The 20751-nt window shown below is 72.5% G+C and carries 19 protein-coding genes; 2 read left to right on the top strand and 17 right to left on the bottom strand.

Annotation, left to right across the window (positions count from 1 at the left end):
• Positions 1 to 38: 38 nt before the first annotated feature.
• From HCN51_RS56330 to HCN51_RS56275, 12 genes are all read right to left on the bottom strand, one after another.
• Positions 39 to 824, bottom strand: a complete 786-nt coding sequence (locus HCN51_RS56330) for a Cof-type HAD-IIB family hydrolase (RefSeq protein ID WP_168021999.1) — start codon at positions 822 to 824, stop codon at positions 39 to 41.
• Positions 821 to 1624, bottom strand: coding sequence for an inositol monophosphatase family protein (locus HCN51_RS56325; protein WP_168021998.1), 804 nt, complete (start codon positions 1622 to 1624; stop codon positions 821 to 823). The genes HCN51_RS56330 and HCN51_RS56325 overlap by 4 nt, the downstream gene beginning before the upstream one ends.
• Positions 1615 to 2400: an HAD family hydrolase gene (locus HCN51_RS56320; protein ID WP_168021997.1), complete on the bottom strand. Its 786-nt coding sequence runs from the start codon at positions 2398 to 2400 to the stop codon at positions 1615 to 1617. The genes HCN51_RS56325 and HCN51_RS56320 overlap by 10 nt, the downstream gene beginning before the upstream one ends.
• Positions 2397 to 3512 carry an ABC transporter ATP-binding protein gene (locus tag HCN51_RS56315; RefSeq protein WP_168021996.1) on the bottom strand — a complete coding sequence of 372 codons (1116 nt, stop codon included), beginning with the start codon at positions 3510 to 3512 and terminating at the stop codon, positions 2397 to 2399. The genes HCN51_RS56320 and HCN51_RS56315 overlap by 4 nt, the downstream gene beginning before the upstream one ends.
• On the bottom strand, positions 3513 to 5342 hold the full coding sequence (locus HCN51_RS56310) for an ABC transporter permease (RefSeq protein WP_168021995.1): 1830 nt from the start codon (positions 5340 to 5342) through the stop codon (positions 3513 to 3515). It abuts the gene before it with no gap.
• Positions 5343 to 5406: 64 nt separating this feature from the next.
• Positions 5407 to 6063, bottom strand: a complete 657-nt coding sequence (locus HCN51_RS56305) for a DUF47 family protein (protein ID WP_206069077.1) — start codon at positions 6061 to 6063, stop codon at positions 5407 to 5409.
• Positions 6060 to 7040 (bottom strand): inorganic phosphate transporter, encoded by a 981-nt coding sequence (locus HCN51_RS56300; protein ID WP_168021993.1) that lies wholly within the window; start codon positions 7038 to 7040, stop codon positions 6060 to 6062. The genes HCN51_RS56305 and HCN51_RS56300 overlap by 4 nt, the downstream gene beginning before the upstream one ends.
• Entirely contained in the window at positions 7040 to 8899 is a 1860-nt protein-coding gene (gene iolD / locus HCN51_RS56295; protein ID WP_168021992.1) for a 3D-(3,5/4)-trihydroxycyclohexane-1,2-dione acylhydrolase (decyclizing), read from the bottom strand. Before iolD ends, HCN51_RS56300 begins: the two co-directional genes overlap by 1 nt.
• A complete protein-coding gene (locus HCN51_RS56290) occupies positions 8896 to 9804 on the bottom strand; it encodes a Cgl0159 family (beta/alpha)8-fold protein (RefSeq protein WP_168022001.1) in 909 nt (302 codons plus the stop codon). Before HCN51_RS56290 ends, iolD begins: the two co-directional genes overlap by 4 nt.
• A 106-nt stretch (positions 9805 to 9910) precedes the next feature.
• Positions 9911 to 10930: a 5-dehydro-2-deoxygluconokinase gene (gene iolC / locus HCN51_RS56285; protein ID WP_168021991.1), complete on the bottom strand. Its 1020-nt coding sequence runs from the start codon at positions 10928 to 10930 to the stop codon at positions 9911 to 9913.
• On the bottom strand, positions 10927 to 11730 hold the full coding sequence (locus tag HCN51_RS56280) for a TIM barrel protein (protein ID WP_346434180.1): 804 nt from the start codon (positions 11728 to 11730) through the stop codon (positions 10927 to 10929). Before HCN51_RS56280 ends, iolC begins: the two co-directional genes overlap by 4 nt.
• A gap of 98 nt (positions 11731 to 11828) precedes the next feature.
• Positions 11829 to 12848 (bottom strand): Gfo/Idh/MocA family protein, encoded by a 1020-nt coding sequence (locus HCN51_RS56275; protein WP_168021990.1) that lies wholly within the window; start codon positions 12846 to 12848, stop codon positions 11829 to 11831.
• Between the two features lie 218 nt (positions 12849 to 13066).
• Between HCN51_RS56275 and HCN51_RS56270 the strand changes: the two genes are divergently transcribed.
• Positions 13067 to 14242 carry an ABC transporter substrate-binding protein gene (locus HCN51_RS56270; RefSeq protein ID WP_168021989.1) on the top strand — a complete coding sequence of 392 codons (1176 nt, stop codon included), beginning with the start codon at positions 13067 to 13069 and terminating at the stop codon, positions 14240 to 14242.
• A gap of 43 nt (positions 14243 to 14285) precedes the next feature.
• On the opposite strand, the gene HCN51_RS61985 is transcribed toward HCN51_RS56270, so the two are convergent.
• Complete coding sequence (locus HCN51_RS61985) at positions 14286 to 14420, bottom strand: hypothetical protein (RefSeq protein ID WP_277350323.1); 135 nt, start codon at positions 14418 to 14420, stop codon at positions 14286 to 14288.
• A 310-nt stretch (positions 14421 to 14730) separates the two neighbouring features.
• Between HCN51_RS61985 and HCN51_RS56265 the strand changes: the two genes are divergently transcribed.
• Complete coding sequence (locus tag HCN51_RS56265) at positions 14731 to 16011, top strand: phytase (protein ID WP_168021988.1); 1281 nt, start codon at positions 14731 to 14733, stop codon at positions 16009 to 16011.
• Positions 16012 to 16427: 416 nt separating this feature from the next.
• Here HCN51_RS56265 and HCN51_RS56260 read toward each other — a convergent pair whose 3' ends face one another.
• The 4 genes from HCN51_RS56260 to HCN51_RS56245 all read right to left on the bottom strand — a co-directional run.
• Positions 16428 to 17291 (bottom strand): carbohydrate ABC transporter permease, encoded by an 864-nt coding sequence (locus HCN51_RS56260; protein WP_168021987.1) that lies wholly within the window; start codon positions 17289 to 17291, stop codon positions 16428 to 16430.
• Positions 17291 to 18238, bottom strand: coding sequence for a carbohydrate ABC transporter permease (locus tag HCN51_RS56255; RefSeq protein WP_168021986.1), 948 nt, complete (start codon positions 18236 to 18238; stop codon positions 17291 to 17293). The genes HCN51_RS56260 and HCN51_RS56255 overlap by 1 nt, the downstream gene beginning before the upstream one ends.
• A 157-nt stretch (positions 18239 to 18395) precedes the next feature.
• Positions 18396 to 19766, bottom strand: a complete 1371-nt coding sequence (locus HCN51_RS56250; protein ID WP_168021985.1) for an extracellular solute-binding protein — start codon at positions 19764 to 19766, stop codon at positions 18396 to 18398.
• A gap of 132 nt (positions 19767 to 19898) precedes the next feature.
• A partial coding sequence (locus tag HCN51_RS56245; RefSeq protein WP_240974273.1) for an alpha/beta hydrolase occupies positions 19899 to 20751 on the bottom strand: 853 nt, incomplete at its 5' end.

The following is a 20751-nucleotide window of genomic DNA, read 5'->3' as shown; positions in this document are numbered from 1 at the left end:
ATGCTTGACCGTCTTCATCACTTGCAGCTCCTCAGCTTTCAGGACCAGCCGTTGGCCCGGCAGGCCAGCTCCACGACGTGCGCCACGGCCCCGTCGGCGCAGGCGCGGACGACCACGTCGGCGGCCGCGCGCAGGGCGGGGTGACCGTCCCCCACCGCCGCCCCGAGCCCCGCGAGCTCGATCATGTCGAGGTCGTTGGGGTTGTCGCCGACGGCGGCGATCTCGCGCGGCGGCACGCCGGCCGCCGCCGCCAGCTCGCGCAGGGCGCTGCCCTTCGTGGCGCCCTCGGGCAGGATCTCCAGGTACGTGGCCTCCGAGCGGGTGGTGACGGTGCCCGGGATGTGCGGGTCGGGCAGCGGGTCGCCGATCAGCATGCACTTGGTGACGTCCCCGGCGGGCAGCGCGGTCCAGTCACCCGGGTCGCGCAGCGTGATCCCGTCGCGCCGGGCGTAGTCGCGCAGGGCGGGCGCCCGCTCGACCGCGTACGCCTGGCCGCCGCTGAAGGCGACCGGGTGGACCCCGTCCGGCAGGTCGTCGAACATCGCCAGCAGCGTCTTCCACGCCTCCGGCGGTAGCGAGCAGGAGCGCCCGACGGAGCCGGTGGCCAGGTTCACCGTCCTGGCGCCGTTGTAGAGGATGGCGGGGCCGTCCAGGCCGAGCTCCTCGTAGTAGCGCAGGGCGGAGCGTTCCATCCGGCCGGTGGCGATGACGACCTGGCCGCCGGCCGCGCGGAAGCGGCGCAGGGCGTCCCGGCTGGCCGGCACCATCGCCAGGTCGCGGCCGACGAGGGTGCCGTCGAGGTCGGTGACGATCCAGCGGATCATGCGGGCCTCACCGCCGTCGCCACCTCCGCCATCACCGAGCCGTCCAGGTCGAACCCGCCGACGCAGGCCAGGTAGCCGCCGGGGGCGAAGACGCTGCCCGACAGGGGGAGGTAGGTGCCGCCCGCCTGACGTACCAGCAGGGAGCCGGCCGCGACGTCCCAGACGTTGACGTGCGTGCCGAACGCGACGTCGGACCAGCCGGCGGCGACGTGCGCGAGCTTGAGCGCGGCGCTGCCCGGGCGGCGGGTGCTGGCGAAGGCGTTGACCATGCGGGCGAAGCGGTGCAGCGCCTCGTCGCCCTCGGCGGCCAGGTCGCGCGGCGCGGGATAGCTGGACAGCAGCACCGCCTCCCGGTCCGTGCGCGCCCCCCTGCTGCGGATCGGCTCGCCGTTGCACTGCGCGCCGCCGAGCCAGGCGGTGAACTCGTCGTCGCGGACCGGGTCGTAGACGACGCCCGCGACCATCTCGCCGTCCACGGCCGCGCCGATCGAGGTGCAGAAGAACGGCAGCCCGGCGGCGAAGTTCGCGGTGCCGTCGATCGGGTCGACGTACCAGTGCACCGTGCCGTCGCCCTGGCTGCCGCCCTCCTCGCCGACCACGAGGCTGTCCGGGCAGTGGCGGGCCAGCACCTCGCGGATCTCCTCCTCGGCCGCCTTGTCGTGCTCGGTCACCGGGTCATGGAAGTCGCGCTTGGTCGCCACCTCCGGCCTGGACCGGAAGGCGCCGCGCAACCGGTCGCCGACGGCCCTGGCCGCCCGGCTCGCGATCGCGGCCAGCTCGCGCGAGGTGGTCAGGTCCACGTGTCCTCCAGCAGTCTCAGCAGGCCGAGCGGGTTGTCGACGGTCGCGTGCGGGCGCTGCCGCACCTCGTACGGGATCTTGTCCGTGCTGGGCGAGACCATGAGCACGGTGGCCCCGGCCCCGGCGCGCACGCCGCACACGACGTCGCGGTCGTAGTTGTCGCCGACGTACCAGACCTCGCCGGGATCGACGGCCAGGGCCCGGCAGGCGAGGTGGATCAGCTCCGGGTTCGGCTTGCGCACGCCGGCCTCGTCGCTGTAGACCTGCACGGCCACCTGCCCGTCCAGGCCGTTTCGGGTCAGGAAGTCGCGGTGGACGAGGCCGCACAGGGCGTTGCTGACCACGGCCGGGCGCACGCCGCGCGCCCAGCAGGCGGCCAGCAGCTCCTTGACGCCGGGGCGCAGGGCGCGCTCGCTGCGCAGCTCGCCCATGCGCCGGCACAGCGGGCTCGCCTCGGCGGTGACCAGCTCCCGCGCCTGCTCCGGCCAGTCCGTCGCGACGAACTCCGCCCAGAAGCGGCGGTGCGTCATCTCCTGCGGCGCGTACTGGCGGGAGGTGGAGTCCTTCCACTGGGAGTCGGCGCGGGCGCCCGCCCGGATGTCGGTCTCGATCTCGGCGGGGCTCAGCCCGTCGAAACCGGCGCGCTCCAGCAGGGCGTGCACGTCGGCGGCCAGCTCGGCCGCCCACCCCGGGCGTCCGGCGGTCTCGACCAGCACGCCGCCGAAGTCGAGCAGCAGGGCCTTCGGCGAGGTCAGCACGGCTTTTGGCCCGATCATGCGCGGGCCGCCACGTTGTTGTCCAGGGCCGGCAGGCGCAGCCCGGCGGCGTCGAACAGGTGGAGCTGGTCGGTCCAGCAGGTCACGGTGTCGCCGGGCGCGGCCTCGACCGGGGTGTGGGTGACGGCGAACAGCTCGGTGTCCAGGACGCGCAGCCGGACCGTCCAGGACGCGCCGGCCGGCAGCACGGCCTCGACCGTGGCGGGCCCGGACCAGGCGCCGGGCGGCGGCGTCCCGAGGTGCAGCGCCTCCGGCCTGATGCCGAACGCCGCCGCGCGGTCGTGCCCCTGGACGTGCGCCAGCAGCGAGGCGGCCAGCCCGCCCGGTGCCGGGCCGGCGTCCACGGTGGCCTCCACGGTGGCCTCCACGATGGCCATCGCCGGGCTGCCGACGAACTCGGCGACGAACCGGTTGGCCGGGCGGGCGTACATCTCCATGGGCGGGGCGAGCTGCTGCAGCTCGCCCTGGTTCATCACCGCCACGTGGGTGGCCATGGTCAGCGCCTCGAGCTGGTCGTGGGTGACGAAGACGATGGTCGCGCCCGACTCCTCGTGGATGCGCTTCAGCTCGGCCCGCATCTCCAGCCGCAGCCGGGCGTCCAGGTTGGACAGCGGCTCGTCCAGCAGCAGCACCTCCGGGTCGACGGCGAGCATGCGGGCCAGCGCCACCCGCTGCTGCTGCCCGCCGGACAGCTGGGACGGGTAGCGGTCCATGGCGTCGAAGACGTGCACCATCTTCAGCGCCGCCTCCGCGCGGGAGCGTCGCTCGGGCGCCGGCACCTTGCGCATGCGCAGTCCGAACTCGACGTTCTCGCGCACCGACAGGTGCGGCCACAGGGCGTAGCTCTGGAAGACGAGCCCCATCCCGCGTTTCTCCGGCGGGACGTACACGCCCTGCTCCACGGAGTCGAGGACGCGCCCGCCGACCGCGATGGTGCCGGCCGAGGGCTGCTCCAGCCCGGCGATCATGCGCAGGGTGGTGGTCTTGCCGCACCCCGAGGGGCCGAGCAGGCACATGAAAGCGCCGTCGGGGACGACGAGGTCGAGGTTCCTGACCGCGTGGTCGCCGCCGCCGTAGCTCTTGGCGACGCCGCTCAGTTCGATCGCAGGCATCTATCCTCCCAGGCCGGACGCGAGGCTGCTCTTGGTGAGCCGCTGCGTCAGGTAGGTCATGGTGAACGAGACCAGCGCGATCACGAGGACGACCGCGTTGGCGAGCTGGGTGTAGCCGTAGTCGACCAGGCCGATCGACAGGGTGGTGAGCAGTTCGGTGCCGGTCGTGGTCAGCATGACCACGATGCTCAGCTCCTTGAGCCCGGAGATGAACGGCAGCACGATCCCGGTGACGAGCGCCCCCTTCTGGATGGGGAAGACGATGCGCCGCATGCGCTGCCACCAGGAGGCGCCGGCGATCTGCGCGGCCTCCTCCGGGTCGCGGCCGAGCTGCGTCATCGCCGCGATGCCCGAGCGGGAGCTGTAGGGCAGGTGGGTCACGGCCATGACCAGGATGAGCAGGAACGTGGTGCCGTAGAGCGCGGGCACCGGGCCACGCGCCACCGCGAACAGCGACAGCGACGCCGCCGCGAACGCGATGCCCGGGATGAGGTACGGCAGGAACGACACCTGCCGCAGGAAGGCGGCGATCCTCGGTGCCGACCCGCGCACCACCACGTACCCGATGAGCAGGCCGGCGACCGCGCAGATCACGGAGGCGAGCCCGACGATGCGCAGCGAGTTCCAGGCCGCGGTCCACAGCTCGGAGCCGCGGAAGATCCCGTGCGGGAACCCGACCGCGCCCGGGAGGCTGTCGGCGAACCAGTAGCTCAGCGTCAGCGTCGACAGGTCCATGGGCGTGCGGGTGAGGGACGACAGCAGCAGCGTCAGCACCGGCACCACGACGCTCACCACGAAGATCACCGCGCCCAGCGCGAACGCCGGCCACCGCCAGGTGCGCAGGTCGGAGAGCCGGTCCATGGCGCCCTTGCCGCCCACGGTGACGAAGCGGCGGTGCTCGCGCAGCAGCCGGGCGTCGCAGAAGACGATCAGCACGCCGATGATCACGATGACGGCGGTCAGCACCGAGGCCACGCCCGTGCTGCGGTCGCGGATCGCCTGGTAGAGCCCGGTCGACAGGACCCGGTAGTCGGCCGGCAGGCCCAGCACGTACGGCGTGCCGAACGTGCCGAGCACCCGGCCCACGACCAGCAGCACCGCCGACGACAGCGCGGGCAGCATGAGCGGCGCCACGATCCTGCGCACCACCACCCTGCGGGGCGCGCCCAGGATGCGGGCCGAGTCCTCAAGCTGCGCGTCGATGCGCCGCAGCGCGTTGCCGACCAGCAGGAACACGAACGGGTAGTAGTGCAGGCCCAGCGTCACGACGATCGGCAGCGGCCCGTACGCCAGCCAGTCGGGCGTCTGGATGCCCTGCGCCTGGAGCACGCCGACCTGCCCGCCGGCCCGGTCGTTCTTGAACAGCGTCAGCCAGGCCAGCGAGAACGTCCACGACGGCAGCATGTACGGCACCACGAGCGCCCCCGCCAGCCACTTGCGCCCCGGCACGTTGGTGCGGGTCACCATCCAGGCCATGCCGCCGCCCACGACCAGCGCGAACAGCACCGTGCCGAGCGAGACGACCAGCGTGTTGAGCAGCGGCTCGTAGAACAGCAGGCCGCTGACCTGCGAGCGGAACACCCGCCACAGGTAGTAGCCGGTCCACTCGCCCGGCTGCTGCCCGGCGTGCACCTCGTCGCCGTACTGCAGGCGGAAGGCGTCGGACAGCACCGCGACGAGCGGGGCGACGACCAGGTAGGCCAGCACGCCGACCAGGATCAGGCCCAGCACGGCGGTGGGGTCGTGGCGCAGGACGCGCAGGCGGTAGAGCAGCCTGCGGCGTCTCAGCGGGGGTGGTGGCGGTGGCGCCGCCTTGGTGCGAACAGCCATGGATGCGTTTCCTTCGGGGGGTCTCATGGGAGCTTCAGTGGCTTCGTTCGAGCCGCGGCCGGCTCTAGTGGCTTCGTTTGAGCATCGCGTCGGCCAGCGCGTCGGCGGCCTCGCCGAGGCGCTGGCCGACGGCGTCGAGGCGGGAGAGCAGCTCGCGGCGGCGCAGCGTGTCCATGTTCAGCGTGCCGGTGAACAGCTCGCCGAGCCGGCTCTGGCGCAGCTGCCGCATGCGGGTCCTGGCCTTGCGGGTGGCCAGCACCGCCTCGGTGACGGAGCCGGGCTCGTCGATCATGTGCTGCACGGCGCGTTCGAGCTCGTCCAGGCCCTTGGTGAGCGCCTGGAGCAGCTCGGTGGCGAAGCCGAGGTCGCGGGGGCCGAAGAGGTCGGCCTCGCGGACGTAGTCGCGCAGCTGGTCGAGCACGTCGTCGATGGAGCGGGACAAGCGGAACAGGTCCTCCCGGTCGATGGGCGTCACCAGGACCCGCCGCAGCAAAGTCACCAGCTCGGCCCGCGCCGCGTCGCCCTGGTGCTCGATCTCGGCCATGCGGGCGCGGGCGAGCGAGCGGTCGTGCCCGCCGGCCATCTGGCCCGCCAGCTCGGCGCCCGCTCTGGCGACCGCGATCTGCGCCCTGACCAGGCCGACCACGCGCCGGGACGATCTGCCGCGCAGGTCGTCCCACGCCCGCGCGAGCCCGCGCCGCCTTCGTCCGGGCCGGCTCACAGCCATCTCACCGCGAGGCCGGCCAGGCAGCCCAGGGCCATCGACGACGGCAGCGTGACCAGCCACGCCGTCCCCATGTTCGCCACGCCCTGCCATCGCACCCTCCTGCTTCCCTCGCTGGCGGCGGCGCCGACGACGCCGGCCGTGACGGACTGGGTCATGCTCACCGGCGCGCCGAGAACGGAGCTGCCGAGGACGGCCCCGGCGGCGGCGGTCTCGGCCGACACCACGTACAGCGGTCTGGCCAGGACGAGGCCGCGGCCGAGCCGGGCGCCCACCGTAGGCAGGCTGGTCAGCGCGCCGGTCAGGAACACCAGGACGAGCAGCGCCATCCAGGCCGGGCCGACGCTGACGGGCCCGATGCCGCCGACGCCGTGCCGGCCCACCTCCAGCGCCACGCTGACGACGGCGACCATCTTCTGCCCGTCGTTGACGGCGTAGGCGACGCACTGCGCGGTGTAGGCCAGCAGGTGGGCGGCGAGCACGAGCCGCGGCATGCGGCCGTGGCTGGGAACCCGGCGGGAGCACGCGGCGAGCAGGTAGCCGAACAGGACACCGGCGAGCGGGGCCAGCGCGCCGACCGCCAGCACCGTGCCGAGCCCGGCCGCCGACACGGGCAGCCCGGCCCCGAACCCGGCGCCGGTGATGCCGCCGACGACCGCCAGCGTCAGGCTCGTCGGCAGGCCGCGCCCGGCCAGCACCGCGACCACGCCGACCGCGATCACCACGCCCGCCAGGAACGCCGCCGCGCCCCCTTCGCTGCCGAGCCCCGCCAGCCGCTCGGTGAACGTGGCCGCCACCGCGACGCCCAGCACGTACGGCACGCCGATCAGCGCCGCGGCCGGCAGGGCGACGGCCAGCCAGCCCGGCGCCTTCGGGAAGCGCAGGCCGAGCCCGATCAGCGCCGCCCCGTCATTCGCCCCGGTGACCAGCACGAACAGCACGGCGGTGCCGGCGAAGGCGAGGGTCCACGCCATCACAGGTACGGCCGCTGGTCGCGCCTGGCCGCCTCGTACCGCGTCCTGGCCTGCCTGACCTCGGCCCGCCCCGACACCTCGGCGACCGGCACGTCCCACCACGCCTGCGCCTCGGGGCCGCCGCCGGGGACGGTCCTGGCGTGGATCACGGTGGTCCTGGTGGCGGCCACCGCCTTCTCCAGCGCCTGCCTGAGCGCGTCCGGGTCGCCGGCCGTCAGCACGTCGGCGCCGAGGCTGACCGCGTTGAGCGCCAGGTCGGTGGGCAGCGGGTCCCCGTCGAGGTGCCCGGAGCCGCCGCGCGCCCGGTAGGCGGTGCCCAGCCGGGCCGCGCCGACGGCCTCCGACAGCGCGCCGATCGAGGCGAACCCGCCGTTGTCGACCAGGACCACGACGAGCTTGACGCCCTCCTGCACCGCCGTCGCCAGCTCCTGCGCCATCATCAGGTACGAGCCGTCGCCGACCAGCACGAACACCTCGCGCTCCGGCACGGCCAGCTTCACCCCGAGCCCGCCGGCGATCTCGTAGCCCATGCAGGAGTAGCCGTACTCGACGTGGTACTGTGCCGGGTGATCGGCCCGCCAGAGGCGGTGCAGGTCGCCGGGCATCGAGCCGGCCGCGTTGACCACGACGCCGCCGCGCGCGGCCTCGTTGACCAGGCCGAGCAGCACCGGCTGGGTCAGCTCCTCCCCCGCGCAGGCGCGGGCGGTGACCTCCTGCCAGCTCCGGGACAGGCTCGCGGCCCGCTCGCTCCACTCCGGGCCGGCGCGCCATCCGTCCGGGCCGAGCGCCCGCAGCGCCTGCCGGGCGTCGGCGACCAGCATCTCGCCCGCGTGCTTGGCGGCGTCGAAGGCGGCCACGTTGACGTTGAGGAAGCGCGCGCGGCCGAACAGCGTGCGTGAGGCGGTGGTGAAGTCCGTGTACCGGGTGCCGACGCCGATGACCAGGTCGGCGTCGCGGGCCAGTGCGACCGCGGCGGCCGTGCCCGTGTGCCCGATGGCGCCCACGGCGCACGGGTGGCCGTACGGGAGGGCGCCCTTGCCCGCCTGCGTCTCGGCCACCGGGATGCCGTGCCGTTCGGCGAAGGCCAGCAGGTCGGCGCAGGCGCCGCTGTACTTGACTCCGCCGCCGGCGACGATCAGCGGCCGGCGCGAGCCGCGCAGCAGCGCGTTCGCCCGCTCCAGCGCGGCCGGCTCCGGCACGGGCCTGGCCACGTGCCAGACCCGCCGCGCGAACAGCTCCTCCGGCCAGTCGGCCGCCTCGGCCTGCACGTCCTGCGGCAGCGCCAGCGTGACCGCGCCCGTCTCCGCCGGGTCGCTCAGCACCCGCATCGCCGCCATCAGCGCGGCGGGCAGCTGCTCGGGGCGGTCGATCCGGTCGAAGAAGCGGGAGACCGGGCGCAGGCAGTCGTTGACGGTGACGTCGTGGGAGCGCGGGTCCTCCAGCTCCTGCAGTACGGTGCCGGCGGCGCGGGTGGCGAAGACGTCCCCCGGCAGGAGCAGCACCGGCAGCCGGTTGATCGTCGCCAGGGCCGCGCCGGTGACCAGGTTCGTGGCGCCGGGGCCGATCGACGTGGTGCAGGCGAAGGCCGAGAGCCGGTCGCGGGTGCGGGCGTAGGCGACCGCCGTGTGCACCATCGCCTGCTCGTTGCGGGCCAGGTAGTAGGGCAGCGGGTCGTGCAGCCCGGCGCCCTGCTCGGCCAGCGCCTGCCCGATCCCGGCCACGTTGCCGTGGCCGAAGATGCCGAAGCAGCCCTCGATCAGGCGCTGCTCGGTGCCGTCGCGTTCGGTCCACTGGGCGGCGAGGAAGCGGACGAGCGCCTGGGCCGTGGTCAGCCTCACCGCCCCTCCCCGGTGCCTCATCGGCTCTCCCCCGCGTTCGAGACGGGCGCCTGGTGCAGCAGGCTCGCCGCCGCGTCCACGGCCGCCGCCACGTCGTCGCCCGGCGGGTACAGCAGGGCCCGGCCGACGACCAGGCCGCGCACGCCCGGCAGCCGCAGCGCCCTGCCCCACGCGGCGAACGCCTCGTCCGCCGCCTGCCCGGGGTCGCCGCCGAGCAGCAGGGTCGGCAGCGTGGTGGCCGCCATCACCCGCTCCATGTCCGCCACCACGGGGATCTTCAGCCACGTACGGGCGGAGGTCGTGCCGAGCGCCTGCACCACGCTGATCGCCCGCACCATCGCCGCCGCCGACAGATCATGCTTGACCGAGCCGCCCACGTGCCGGGACCAGAAGGGCTCGATCATCGCCATGAGGCTGTGCCCCGCCAGGCTCGACACGGCCTGCCCGCACCGCTCCAGCGTGGCCACGGTCGCGGAGTCCTCCGGCGCGATCCTGCACAACATCTTGCCGCCGTCCAGCCCCATCCCGGCGATCGACTCGGCGGTGTAGGCGGTGAACCGGTCGTCGAACTCGAAGACCGACCCCTGCACGCCGCCCCGGTTCATCGAGCCGATGACGAGCTTGTCGTCGAGCGCGCCGAGGAGCAGCAGGTCCTCCACGATGTCCGGGGTGGCCAGCAGCCCGTCCACGCCCGGCCTGGCCAGCGCGGTCATCAGGCGGTCGAGCAGGTCGAGCCGGCTCTCCATCGCCGCCGGCCGGTCACCGGCGCCGAGCGCGCCGCGGGCCGGATGGTCGGCGGCGATGATCAGCAGCTGGTCGCGGCCGGCCAGCACGGGCCGGCGCCGCCGCCCGGCGGCCAGCTCGACCACGCGCTCCGGGAAGCGGGCACGATCCTCGCGCAACCGGTGAAAGGCGTCCTCGGGCAGGCGCTTGGTGAGCGTGTCCGTGTGGGGGCGGGGCTCGTCAGGGCGGGGCTCGTCAGGGCGGGGCTCGTCAGGGCGGGGCTCGGTGAGCGTGTGCTCGTCGCGGTCGTCAAGCATGCGCGGCCTCCTCGGCGTCGCGGCTGGTCAGCAGGGCGTCGATCTCGCCGGCCGTGGGCATCGCGGGGGCGCAGGCCAGGCGGCCGGCGACGATGGCGCCCGCCGCGTTGGCGAAGCGCACCGTACGTTCGAGCGGCCAGCCCGACAGCAGGCCGTGGCACAGAGCACCGCCGAAGGCGTCACCGGCGCCGAGGCCGTTGACGACCTCGACCGGCACGGCGGGCACCTCGACGCACTCCCGCGCGGTCATCGCCAGCACCCCGGCGGAGCCGCGCTTGACGATCGCCAGCTCCACCCCGGCCGCCAGCAGCGCCTCACCGGCGCGGCGCGGCTCGCGGACGCCGGTGGCGACCTCGGCCTCGTCCACGTTGCCCACCACGACGGTGGCGTGCCCGACCGCCCGCCTGGCCTGCTCGGCCGCCTGCCGCGGGTCCGCCCAGAACATCGGCCGGTAGTCCAGGTCCAGCACCGTGTACGGCCTGCGGCCCCGCGAGCGCCACGCGGCGAAGTGCGCCTGCCGGGAGGGCTCCTGCGACAACCCGGTCAGCGTCGCCCAGAACAACGGGGCGCCGGCGATGGCGTCCAGGTCCAGCTCGTCCGGGCGGATCTCCAGGTCGGGGGCCTTCGGCAGGCGGTAGAAGAACAGCGGGAAGTCCTCCGGCGGCCGGATCTCGCAGAACGTCAGCGGGGTCGGCAGGCCCTGGACGGCGGCCACGTGCCGGTCGTCCACGCCGTAGCCGCGCAGCGCCCGCCGGACGAACGCGCCGAACGGGTCCTCCCCCGTCCTGGTGATCACGGCGGCGGTGCGGCCCAGCCGGGCGGCGGCGACCGCCACGTTGGTGGGGCTGCCGCCCAGATACCGGCCGAACGTCTCCACCTCGTCGAGCGGGACCCCGGTCTGGAGGGGGTAGAGGTCGACCCCGGCCCGCCCCATGGTCAGCACTTCGGCGCCGGCTCGCCCCGTGGTCGGCGCGTCGGCGCCGGCCCGTCCCGCGTTCGGCTCTTCGTTCATGCCAGGCTCCGCAGGAAGGACAGGCTCTCGCGCACGTCGCCGATCGGGCCGGCGCCGGCGGGCGGCTCGGCGTCCAGGACGACGTCCTGCTCCATGACGTACCAGCCGGTGTAGCCGGCGGCGGTCAGGCTGGTGACGATGGCCTTGACGTCCACGTCGCCCCGGCCCAGCGGCCGGTACATCCCGGCGCGCACTCCCTCGGTGTAGCTCATCGCGCCGCCCCGCACCCGTTCGGCGAGCGCGGCGTCGACGTCCTTGAGGTGGACGTGGGCGATCCGCCCGGCGGCGCGGGCCGCGAGCGCCACCGGGTCGGCGCCGCCGACGAGGAGGTGGCCGGTGTCGAGGCAGAGCGGGACGGCGCTGCCGTCGAGCACCCTGTCCACCTCTTCGGCGGTCTCGACCATGGTGCCGACGTGCGGGTGCAGCGCCACCGGGTGGCGGAGGGCAGCGGCGATGCGGTCGAGGTTGGCCAGCAGCGTCCGCCAGCCGCCGGCGTCGAGCGCGGGCCGGGCGTCGTAGCCCGCCGTGCCGGTGGCCGCCGCCAGCACGACCACCGCGTCCTCCTCGAACGAGCCGAGCAGGGCGCGCACGCCCGGCAGCGGGTCGTGGTCCGGGCCGTGCAGCACGACGGGCACGAAGCCGCCGACGACCCGCAGGCCGTAGCGGTTCAGCAGGCGCGAGCGCTCGTCGGCGGCGGACGGCAGGAACCCGTCCGGCCCCAGCTCCGTGGCGTCCAGGCCCAGCTCGGCCATCTCCCCCAGGACCCGCTCCGGGTCGAGCTGGTGTCCCCAGCCCGGCACCTCGCACACACCCCACGAGATGGGGGCGGCAGCCGTCCTCAGGTGGTCGCCTCCGCGACCTGGGCCGCCCACGTGCGGGCCTCCGCGATCTGCGCCGCTCACTTGGTCACCTCCGCCAGCTGGACCGGGCGTCCCTCGCGGCGGGACAGGTCGGCCGCCTCCGCCAGGTGCAGCGCGGCCAGCGCGTCGCCGACGGTGCACGGGCTGCCGCGCTCGCCGCGCGCGGCGGCCAGGAACGCCTCGATCTCGGCCGTGTACGCGGCGGCGAACCTGGCCTGGAAGTCCGGCCACGGCCCCTCGGAGGAGGCACCGTCATCGGCCCCGCTCGCGGCCCTGCCGTCAGCTCCCTCATCGGCGCTCGCGTCGGCGCGGTGCAGGGGCGTTCGCGGGCCCAGGCCGACCGCCCAGGTGGCCCGGGTGCCGGCCAGCTCCATCCGCACGTCGTAGCCGGCGCCGTTGTAGCGGGAGCCCTGGAGGGTGACGAGCGTGCCGTCGGCCATGGTGATCAGCGCGGCGCTGGTGTCGACGTCCCCGGCCGCCGCGAAGAACGCCTCGCCCCGGTTGGCGCCGGCGGCGTAGACGGTCTCGGCCTCCCGCCCGGTCACCCAGCGCAGGATGTCGAAGTCGTGGATGTGGCAGTCGCGGAAGATGCCGCCGGAGAGGGGGACGTACTCCGGCGCCGGCGGGCGCGGGTCACCGGTCAGGAGGTGGACCCGGTGCAGCTCGCCCAGCTCGCCGCCGAGCAGCGCCTGCCGGGCCGCGGCGAACCCGGGGTCGAAGCGCCGCTGGAAGCCGATGTGCACGAGGGTCCCGCTGCGGTCGGCCGCCTCGGCCACCCGCTGGGTCTCGGCCACGCCGGGCGCCGCGGGCTTCTCGCAGAAGACCGGGATCCGCTGCTCGCAGGCCCGCAGGAGCAGCTCGGCGTGGGTGGACGTCGGGGTCGCGATCACCACGGCGTCCGCGCTCCACGGGTCTCCCACGACGGCGCCGGTCTCGGCGGCCACCTCCTCGGCCAGGCGCCGGTCGGCGTCGGCCACGATCAGCTCGCCGGCCAGCCTGGATAACGTTCCCGCATGAAACCGCCCGATCCGTCCCAGGCCCATCAAGCCCACACGCATGCCGCCTCCTCGCTCAGAGGCTCCAGTTGTAGATGAACAGAAAGTGAACGTCAATAGTTTGTCCTGACATAACGACGAATAGACACGTCAGCTCATCACTGACATGAGTATGTCTTGACAACTTATTAATCTCCCGTTCATCGTGGAGCCCACCGCGGCGCCGATCGGGGCGGAGGGCGGCGCGTACGGCACTGCGAGTCACGAGGAGTACCGCCACCATGCGGCGTACGAAGAAGATCGTCCCTGTTGCGGCCCTGCTGGCCCTGGCCGCATGCGCACCGTCCACCGCCGGCCAGGCCGGCCAGCCTGGCGGCGCGCAGGCGGCCGGCAAGCCGCTGCCCGCGGCCTCCGTCGACGCCGACTTCGACCTGGACGCGCTGGTCGCGGCGGCCAAGAAGGAAGGCAGCCTGCTCGTCTACGACTCCAGCGGCGACATCGAGGAGGTGGCCACGGCCTTCACCGCGAAGTACGGCATCGCCATGGAAGGCGTGAAGTCCGACACCCCGCAGACGGCCGAGAAGATGACCCGCGAGCACGCGGCCGACAACGTCACCATCGACGCCGCCATGTACGAGGACGGCGGCGTGCTGATGGGGCAGCTCATCCCGCAGGGCATCGTCCAGACGTGGGTGCCGGCCGACCTCCAGGACCAGATCCTGCCCGAGGACCGCAACCCGCTGCGCGCCCTGTCCAAGGCCACCGTCTTCGCCTACAACACCAAGCTGTCGCCCGGCGGCTGCCCGATCAAGAACATCTGGGAGCTCACCGAGCCCGCCTGGTCCGGCAAGCTCGTCATGCAGGACCCGCTCGGCAAGCCGACCGTGCTGTCCTTCTTCACCCAGCTCGACGCGCACGGCAACCAGGCGCTGGAGCAGGCGTACCAGGCCAAGTACGGCGAACCGCTCAAGACCGAGGAGAAGAGCGCCGCCTACGAGTGGATCAAGCGCCTGGCGGCCAACAAACCCGTCCTGACCGGCTCCGACGAGGACATCTCCGGCGCCGTCGGCGCGCCCGGCGCCACCGACAAGAAGATCGGCTTCATGTCGATCTCCAAGTTCCGCAACAACGAGGACAAGGGCTACACCCAGGCCGCCTGCGCCGGCATGACCCCCTTCACCGGCTTCAGCTACCCCAAGTACGTCGCCGTCGCCACCAAGTCGAAGCACCCCAACGCGGCCAAGCTGTACGCCCGCTTCATCATGACCGAGGAGGGCGTCAAGCACGAGATCGGCGAGGGCGGCATCTCCGGCAACAGCACCGTCCAGCCCCGGGTCACCCCCGCCGGCCTGGCCGACTGGAAGGGCCAGCTCTTCCACACCGACCCGAAGGCGCTGGTGTCGGACCTGCAGAACCGGCAGGTCGTCTCCGACTTCTGGCGCGTCAACCACCGCTGAGCCTACGCGCCACGCGGGCGTACGGGCCCGTGCGCGCCGGCCGTCACGGCGGCGCGCCCGGCCACGTCGCCCGGCGCCACGGCAACGCGCGCATCGCGAACGCCGGCACCACGGCGGTGCGCGGCCGGTGCGCGCCGGGCGTCACACTGGCGCGCGGGGCCACCTCGTCCGATGCCACGGCGACGCGCGCACCCTGTGAACGCCGGCGCCCTGGCCACCGGGGCACGACCCCGAGGCCTCATGACACAAGGGCGCGCAACCCGATCGGCACCGGCACCATGGCGGGGCGGAGCCCTTGGCGCCGCCACCGCAGCCGCGTGAAGTCCCTGGCCCCGGCACCACGGCGGCGGGCAGACCTTGGCGCCGTCACCTTTCGCGGCGTGCGGTTCCTTCGGGAGAGCCGCGCCGTTTCATGTCCGTTCATGTCCTGACATGACAATGTCTTGTTCTCTGCACCTCACCCGATCACCCACTGCACAAGGAGTACGATGCGTCGCCCCCACCCCGTCCTGCTGACCGCCCTCGCCACCCTCCTCGTGGGAGGCTTGACCGCACCCACCGCCGCCTCCGCCAACACGGTCGCGTCCGTCGACCCGCAGGTCGAGACCCCCGCCCTGTTCGACGACGAGGCCGGCGGCAACGCCAACGGCGACGACCCGGCGATCTGGGTCGACCCGGACGACGACGAGGACAGCGTCATCGTCACCACCGCCAAGGAAGGCGGCCTCAACGTCTACGACCTCGACGGGCAGCAGCTCCAGCACTTCGACGCCCCCGCCGCCCCCGGCCCGGACGACGAGAACGGCCGCTTCAACAACGTCGACACCACCTACGGCTTCGCCGGCAAGGACCTGGCCGTCGTCTCCGACCGGGGCCGCGACCAGCTCCGCTTCTACGCCATCCACGACGGCCACCTCACCGACGTCACCGACCCCGCCGTGCCGTTCCTGTTCAACACCACGCAGGCGCAGGTCAACGACCAGGAGACCGGCTACGGCCTCACCACCTGGAAGGACGCCACCGGCACGTACGCCCTCGTGAGCCGCCGCCACAAGACCTCCATCGGCCTGTTCAAGCTGGTCGCCACCGCCGGCGGCAAGGTCGGCTACCAGAAGGTCCGCACCCTCGACCTGCCCGCCTCCTTCACCCTCCCCAACGGCACCACCTGGGCCCCCTGCATGGAGCCCGACGAGCTCGCCCAGGTCGAGGGCATGGTCGTCGACCAGCAGCGCGACGTCCTCTACGCCGCCCAGGAGGACGTGGGCATCTGGCGCGTCCGCGCCGACCTCACCGGCACGCCCGTCCTGGTCGACAAGGTCAAGGAGTACGGCGTCCCCGGCACCTACGACCCCGCCACCGAGGAGTGCACCCCCGGCACCGACCCCGGCTACGGCGGCACCCACCTGTCGGCCGACGCCGAGGGCCTGACCATCTACTACCGCGAGAGCGGCAAGGGCTACCTGCTCGCCTCCAGCCAGGGCGACAACACCTTCGCCGTCTACCGCCGCGAACCCGGCAACGCCTACCTCGGCCAGTTCCGGGTCGGGGACGGCAACGGGCTCGACGGGGTCGAGCACAGCGACGGCTCCGCCGTGATCAACGTCCCGCTCGGGGACTTCGACCACGGCATGTTCATCGCCCACGACGGCGCCAACACGCCTGAGGTGCCGGATCGCGAGAACACCAACTTCAAGTTCGTCGACTGGGACGACATCGCCGACGACCTCGGCCTCGCCGTGGACACCGACGGCTGGAACCCCCGCGACTGACCCCAGCTTCGCCGGCCACCTCTCGCGCATGCGCCGCGGCCGGTGGCCGGCCTTTCACGTCTCAAGGGCCCGCGCCCGGTTCCGACCGCACGACGTAACGACAGGCGCCAACACGCCAAGACGGGCCGGACCGGGCATGGGGAGGCACGAGACGGGTGCGAGCGAGGCGGCGGGCACGTCGGGCGAGGGCAGCAGCCCTGAGCACCGCCGCGACCAGGCGCGACGCCAGGAGCACGCCACCGCACCGCCCACACGCGAAGGCCCAGCACAGCCCGCACCGGGCGCGGGGTGCGGCGCGCACCGGGTGCGGGCCGGGCGCGGGCGCGAGCCGCGGACCAGCGCGGGACAGACCCGATGCGGGCGCGGGCCGGGTGCACCGAGCGCGCGTGAGACGGACGCCGGGACGCGGGGCGCCGTTAGCGGAGGCCGCCGACCGAAAGGCCGCCGCGCCAGTGGCGTTGCAGGGTGAAGAAGGCGATGACGAGCGGCACCACCGACACCAGCGCCCCCATGATGATCAGGCTCCACAGCGACGTGCTGCCCGCGTTGTTGGCCGAGGCGATGCCCTGCCACACCCCCAGCCCCACCGTGACGGGGAAGAGCCGGTTGTCGGAGAGCATGGCGAGGGGCAGGAAGTAGTTGTTCCAGGAGGCGACGGCCGACAGGAGCAGGACGGTGACGACGGCGGGCCGCATCAGGGGGAAGGCGACCTGGAGGAAGGTGCGGATCTCGCCGGCGCCGTCGGCTCGGGCCGCGTCGAGGATCTCGTCGGGGACGGCGTCGCGGGCGTACACGTGCATGAGGTAGACCCCGAAGGGGTTGAGGAGGGACGGCAGGATGACGGCCCAGACGGTGTTGGTGAGGCCGAACTCGGAGAACATCATGAAGGTGGGGATGACGAGGGCGGTGGCGGGCACCATGAGGGCGCCGAGCACGAGGGCGAAGCTGAAGCGGCGGGCGGCGAAGCGGTATTTGGCGAAGCCGTAGCCGGCCATGACGGCGAGGACGGTGGCGCCGATGCCGCCGGCGAGGGCGTAGAGGGTGGAGTTGAGTATCCAGCGGCCGTAGATGCCGTTGTCGTAGGTGAACAGCTGCTGGAGGTTGCCGAGGTAGTCGATGCTGTCGGCGAACCACAGGGTGTTGCCGCCGCCGAAGAGGCCGGGGGCGTCCTTGGAGCTGTTGACGATGACCCACCAGAACGGCACGAGGAAGTACACGACGAGGAAGCCGAGGAGCATCTGGAGGGGGAGGTGGCGTTGTGGGCGGGGGCGGGCGCGCATCACAGGAAGGTCCTCCGCTTGCGGGTGAGGAAGAGGAAGGCGTAGACGCCGACGAAGACGATGCCGCCGAGCGCGAAGGAGATCGCCGATCCGTAGTTGAAGTTGGCGAGGGCGAAGGCCTGCTGGTAGGCGTACATGTTGGGGGTGAAGTCGGGGCCGATGGTGCCGGCGGCGAGCGAGCGCAGGATCTGCGGCTCGTTGAAGAACTGCAGGGTGCCGATGAGGGAGAAGACGAGGATGAGGAGCAGGGCGGGGGCGATGAGGGGGATCTTGATGCGGAGGGCGATCTGCCATCGGCCGGCGCCGTCCATGCGGGCGGCCTCGTAGAGTGCGGGGTCGATGCCCTGGAGCGCCGCGTACAGGATGATCATGTAGTAGCCGGCCCACTGCCAGGTGACGACGTTGACGAGGCCGTAGAAGATGAGGTTGCCGCTGAGGAAGTCGGGCGGGGTGGCGCCGAACAGGCCGAAGAGGTCCGTCAGGGGGCCGAAGCTCTTGCTGTAGAGGAAGCCCCACATGACGGCGCCGATGACGGTGGGGATCGCGTACGGCAGGAAGATCATCAGCCGGGAGAAGCGGGTGAACAGGGACGTCACCGCGTCGAGGATCAGGGCCATCGCGAGGGCGACGATGATCTGCAGCGGGATGGAGACGAGCGAGAAGCGGATGACGAACCACGACCCGGACAGGAAGCTCGGGTCGGTGAACGCCTTCACGTAGTTGTCGAACAGGACGAAGCTGGTGCCGCCGATGAGCTTCTTCTGGAAGAGGCTCAGGTACAGCGCGTAGGCGAGCGGCGCGATGAGCAGCGCGAGGAAGACGATCCCGAACGGCCCGACGAACAGCCAGCCCATCACGTGCTCGCGCAGGCGGACCTTGCCGCGCCGGTCGGGGGTCTTGTCTCGGGCGCGTGGCGCGCTCTTGGTGTCGGTGGTCAGGAGGGTCATCGTTGGGCTCCGGGGAGGGTGGGTGCTGAGGGCCTGCGTGCGGGTGAACCGGGCGGCGCCGCCCGGTCCACGCGCGTCGTCACGGGAGAGTGAAGCTTCGCGTGGTCGCTGGACGGTGAGGCTCCGCGTCGTCACGGGACGGTGAAGCCTCGCGTCGTCACTGGACGGTGAAGCCTTGCTCCTTGGCGTAGGCCGCCACGTCCTCCTGGAGCTTGTCGGCGGCCTGCGCGCCGGTGACGGAGCCGTCGATGATGGCGCTGACCTGCTTGGTCATGGCGTCGAAGTAGTACTGGCCGAACGGGCTGTAGGTCATGCCCTTGTAGGCGGAGGCCGCCGGGACGTAGACCTCCTTGTTCGCCTGCTGCCCGCCGAAGAAGGCGACCTTGAGGTTGATGAACTCGGGGTCGTTGAGCGCCTTGAGGTTGAGCGGGAAGATGATCTGGTTGGTCCAGCCGTCGGTGAGCGACTCCTTGTCGGCGTACAGGCCGTAGGCGACCTTCGCGGCGAGCTCGGGGTTCTTGGCCTGGCTCGTCACGGAGAACGCGGAGCCGCCCCAGTTGACCTGCACGGGGTTGGCGGGGTCCCACTGCGGCAGCGGCGCGACGGCGAACTTGCCGGTGTCCTCGCCCTTGCCGACGCCGGCGCCGGTGAGGTAGCCGGGCGCCCAGGCGGCGGAGATGTAGGTGGCGTACTTGCCGTTGATGACGCCGGAGATGTATTCGGGGGTGAACTGGTCCTGGGTGCCGACCAGTCCCTTCTTGGCGAGGTTGCCCCAGTAGTCGAGCACGTCCTTGGACGCCTGGTCGTTCAGCTTGATGCCGATGGTGCTCTGCTGCGCCGGGTCGTAGGTGAACGGGGAGGCGCCCTTCTGGATCTGCAGCGCCATGGTGAGGGCGGAGACGTTGGCGGCGAAGTCGCCGAACTGGGGGCCGCCGGCGTCCTTCATCTTCTGCGCGGCCTGCTCGTACTCGGCCCAGGTCTTGGGCGGCTTGATGTCGTACTTGTCGAAGATGTCCTTGCGGTAGATCATCGCCATGGGGCCGCCGTCGACGGGGACGCCGTAGACGGCGTCGCCGATGGAGACGTCCTTCCAGGCGCCGGTGCCGTAGTCGGCCTTGACGGCGTCGAAGCCGAACTTCTTGATGTCGACGAGCGCCTTCTGGATCTGGAAGGTCGGGATGCGGTCCATCTCGATCATGATGACGTCGGGCGCGCCGGTGCCGGCGGAGATGGCCGTCTGGAACTTGTCGTACTCGTCGCTGCCCTGGCCGACGTTGGTCCAGCAGACCTGCACCTCGGCGTTCTGCTTGTTGAAGTTGTCGACGACGAGCTGCATGTTGGGGTACCAGCCCCACATCGTCACGACCGGCAGGTTCTTCTTGGGGATCGTGTTGGTGCAGTTGCTCGCGCCACCGCCGCCGCCGCTCGCGGTGCCGCCGCCGCCCCCTCCTCCGCCGGAGGAGCAGGCGGCCAGCGTGGTCGCGGCGGCGAGCACGGCCGCCGCGGTGAGGAGCCTCTTGTTGTTCATTGGCATGTTTCCTTCGGGGTGGCGGCGTACGGAAGGCCGGTGCGCCGCTGGTGAGGCGAGCGAAGGGCCGGGGACGGGGCACGGGTGACATGACCCGCGCTCCGCCCCCGGCACCTGCGCCCAGGTGCGCGTCTAGCGCTTGAACAGGCGTGGAGCCAGGTCGATGAGGTTCTTCTGCCACACGTCCCAGCCGTGCGGCCCGGGGGTGACCCCGTCGAACTCGTAGCGGATGCCGAGGGTGTTGAGAGTGGTCAGGGAGGTCATGAAGGACGGGTAGACGAAGTCGGTCTGGTCACCGACGTACAGGCGCAGCAGCTTGGTGCCGTTGTTGATCGCCTGGGCGTCGACGCCGGTGGCGCTGCCGAACCCGGCGGAGAACGCCGCGACGTAGGCGAACCGGCCGGGGTAGGCCTTGAGCACCCCGAACGTCTGGCCGCCTCCCATGGACAGGCCGGCCAGGGCCTGCCGCGCCGGGTCGGAGGAGACGTGGTAGTGGGAGCGGGCGGCCGGGACGATGTTCTCCAGCAGCTCCTTGTTGAAGTCGGGCACGTTGCCGTTGCCCATGACGACGACCATCGGCTCGAGCTTGCCGTCGAGGGACAGGTGGTCGAGGATCTGCTTGGCGCGGCCCATCTCGATCCAGTCGGTGTAGCTCTGGCCGCCGCCGTGCTGGAGGTAGAAGACGGGGTACGGCTCGGCGCGGTCCGGGTCGTAGCCGGGCGGGGTCCACACCAGCGCGGTGCGGTCCGCGTTCGCCACGGTGCTGCGGTAGGTCATGCTCTCGACCTTGCCGCCCTGGCCGGCGGGGACGTCGGAGAGCAGGCGGGAGCGCTCCCCGTTCACCATGAAGGTGCTCCAGGTCGGCTCGGAGGTCACCTTGGTCGGGTTGGACGCGTCCTTGACGGAGGTGCGGTCCACGATGAACCGGTAGTAGTAGAACCACGGGTCGAGCGGGCCGACGGTGACGCGCCAGCGGTCGCCGGCG

The sequence above is a fragment of the Nonomuraea composti genome (assembly GCF_012034275.1).
Taxonomy (GTDB): domain Bacteria; phylum Actinomycetota; class Actinomycetes; order Streptosporangiales; family Streptosporangiaceae; genus Nonomuraea; species Nonomuraea composti.
Note: the sequence above shows the minus strand (reverse complement) of the source record. Positions and strands in the feature narration are given on the sequence as shown.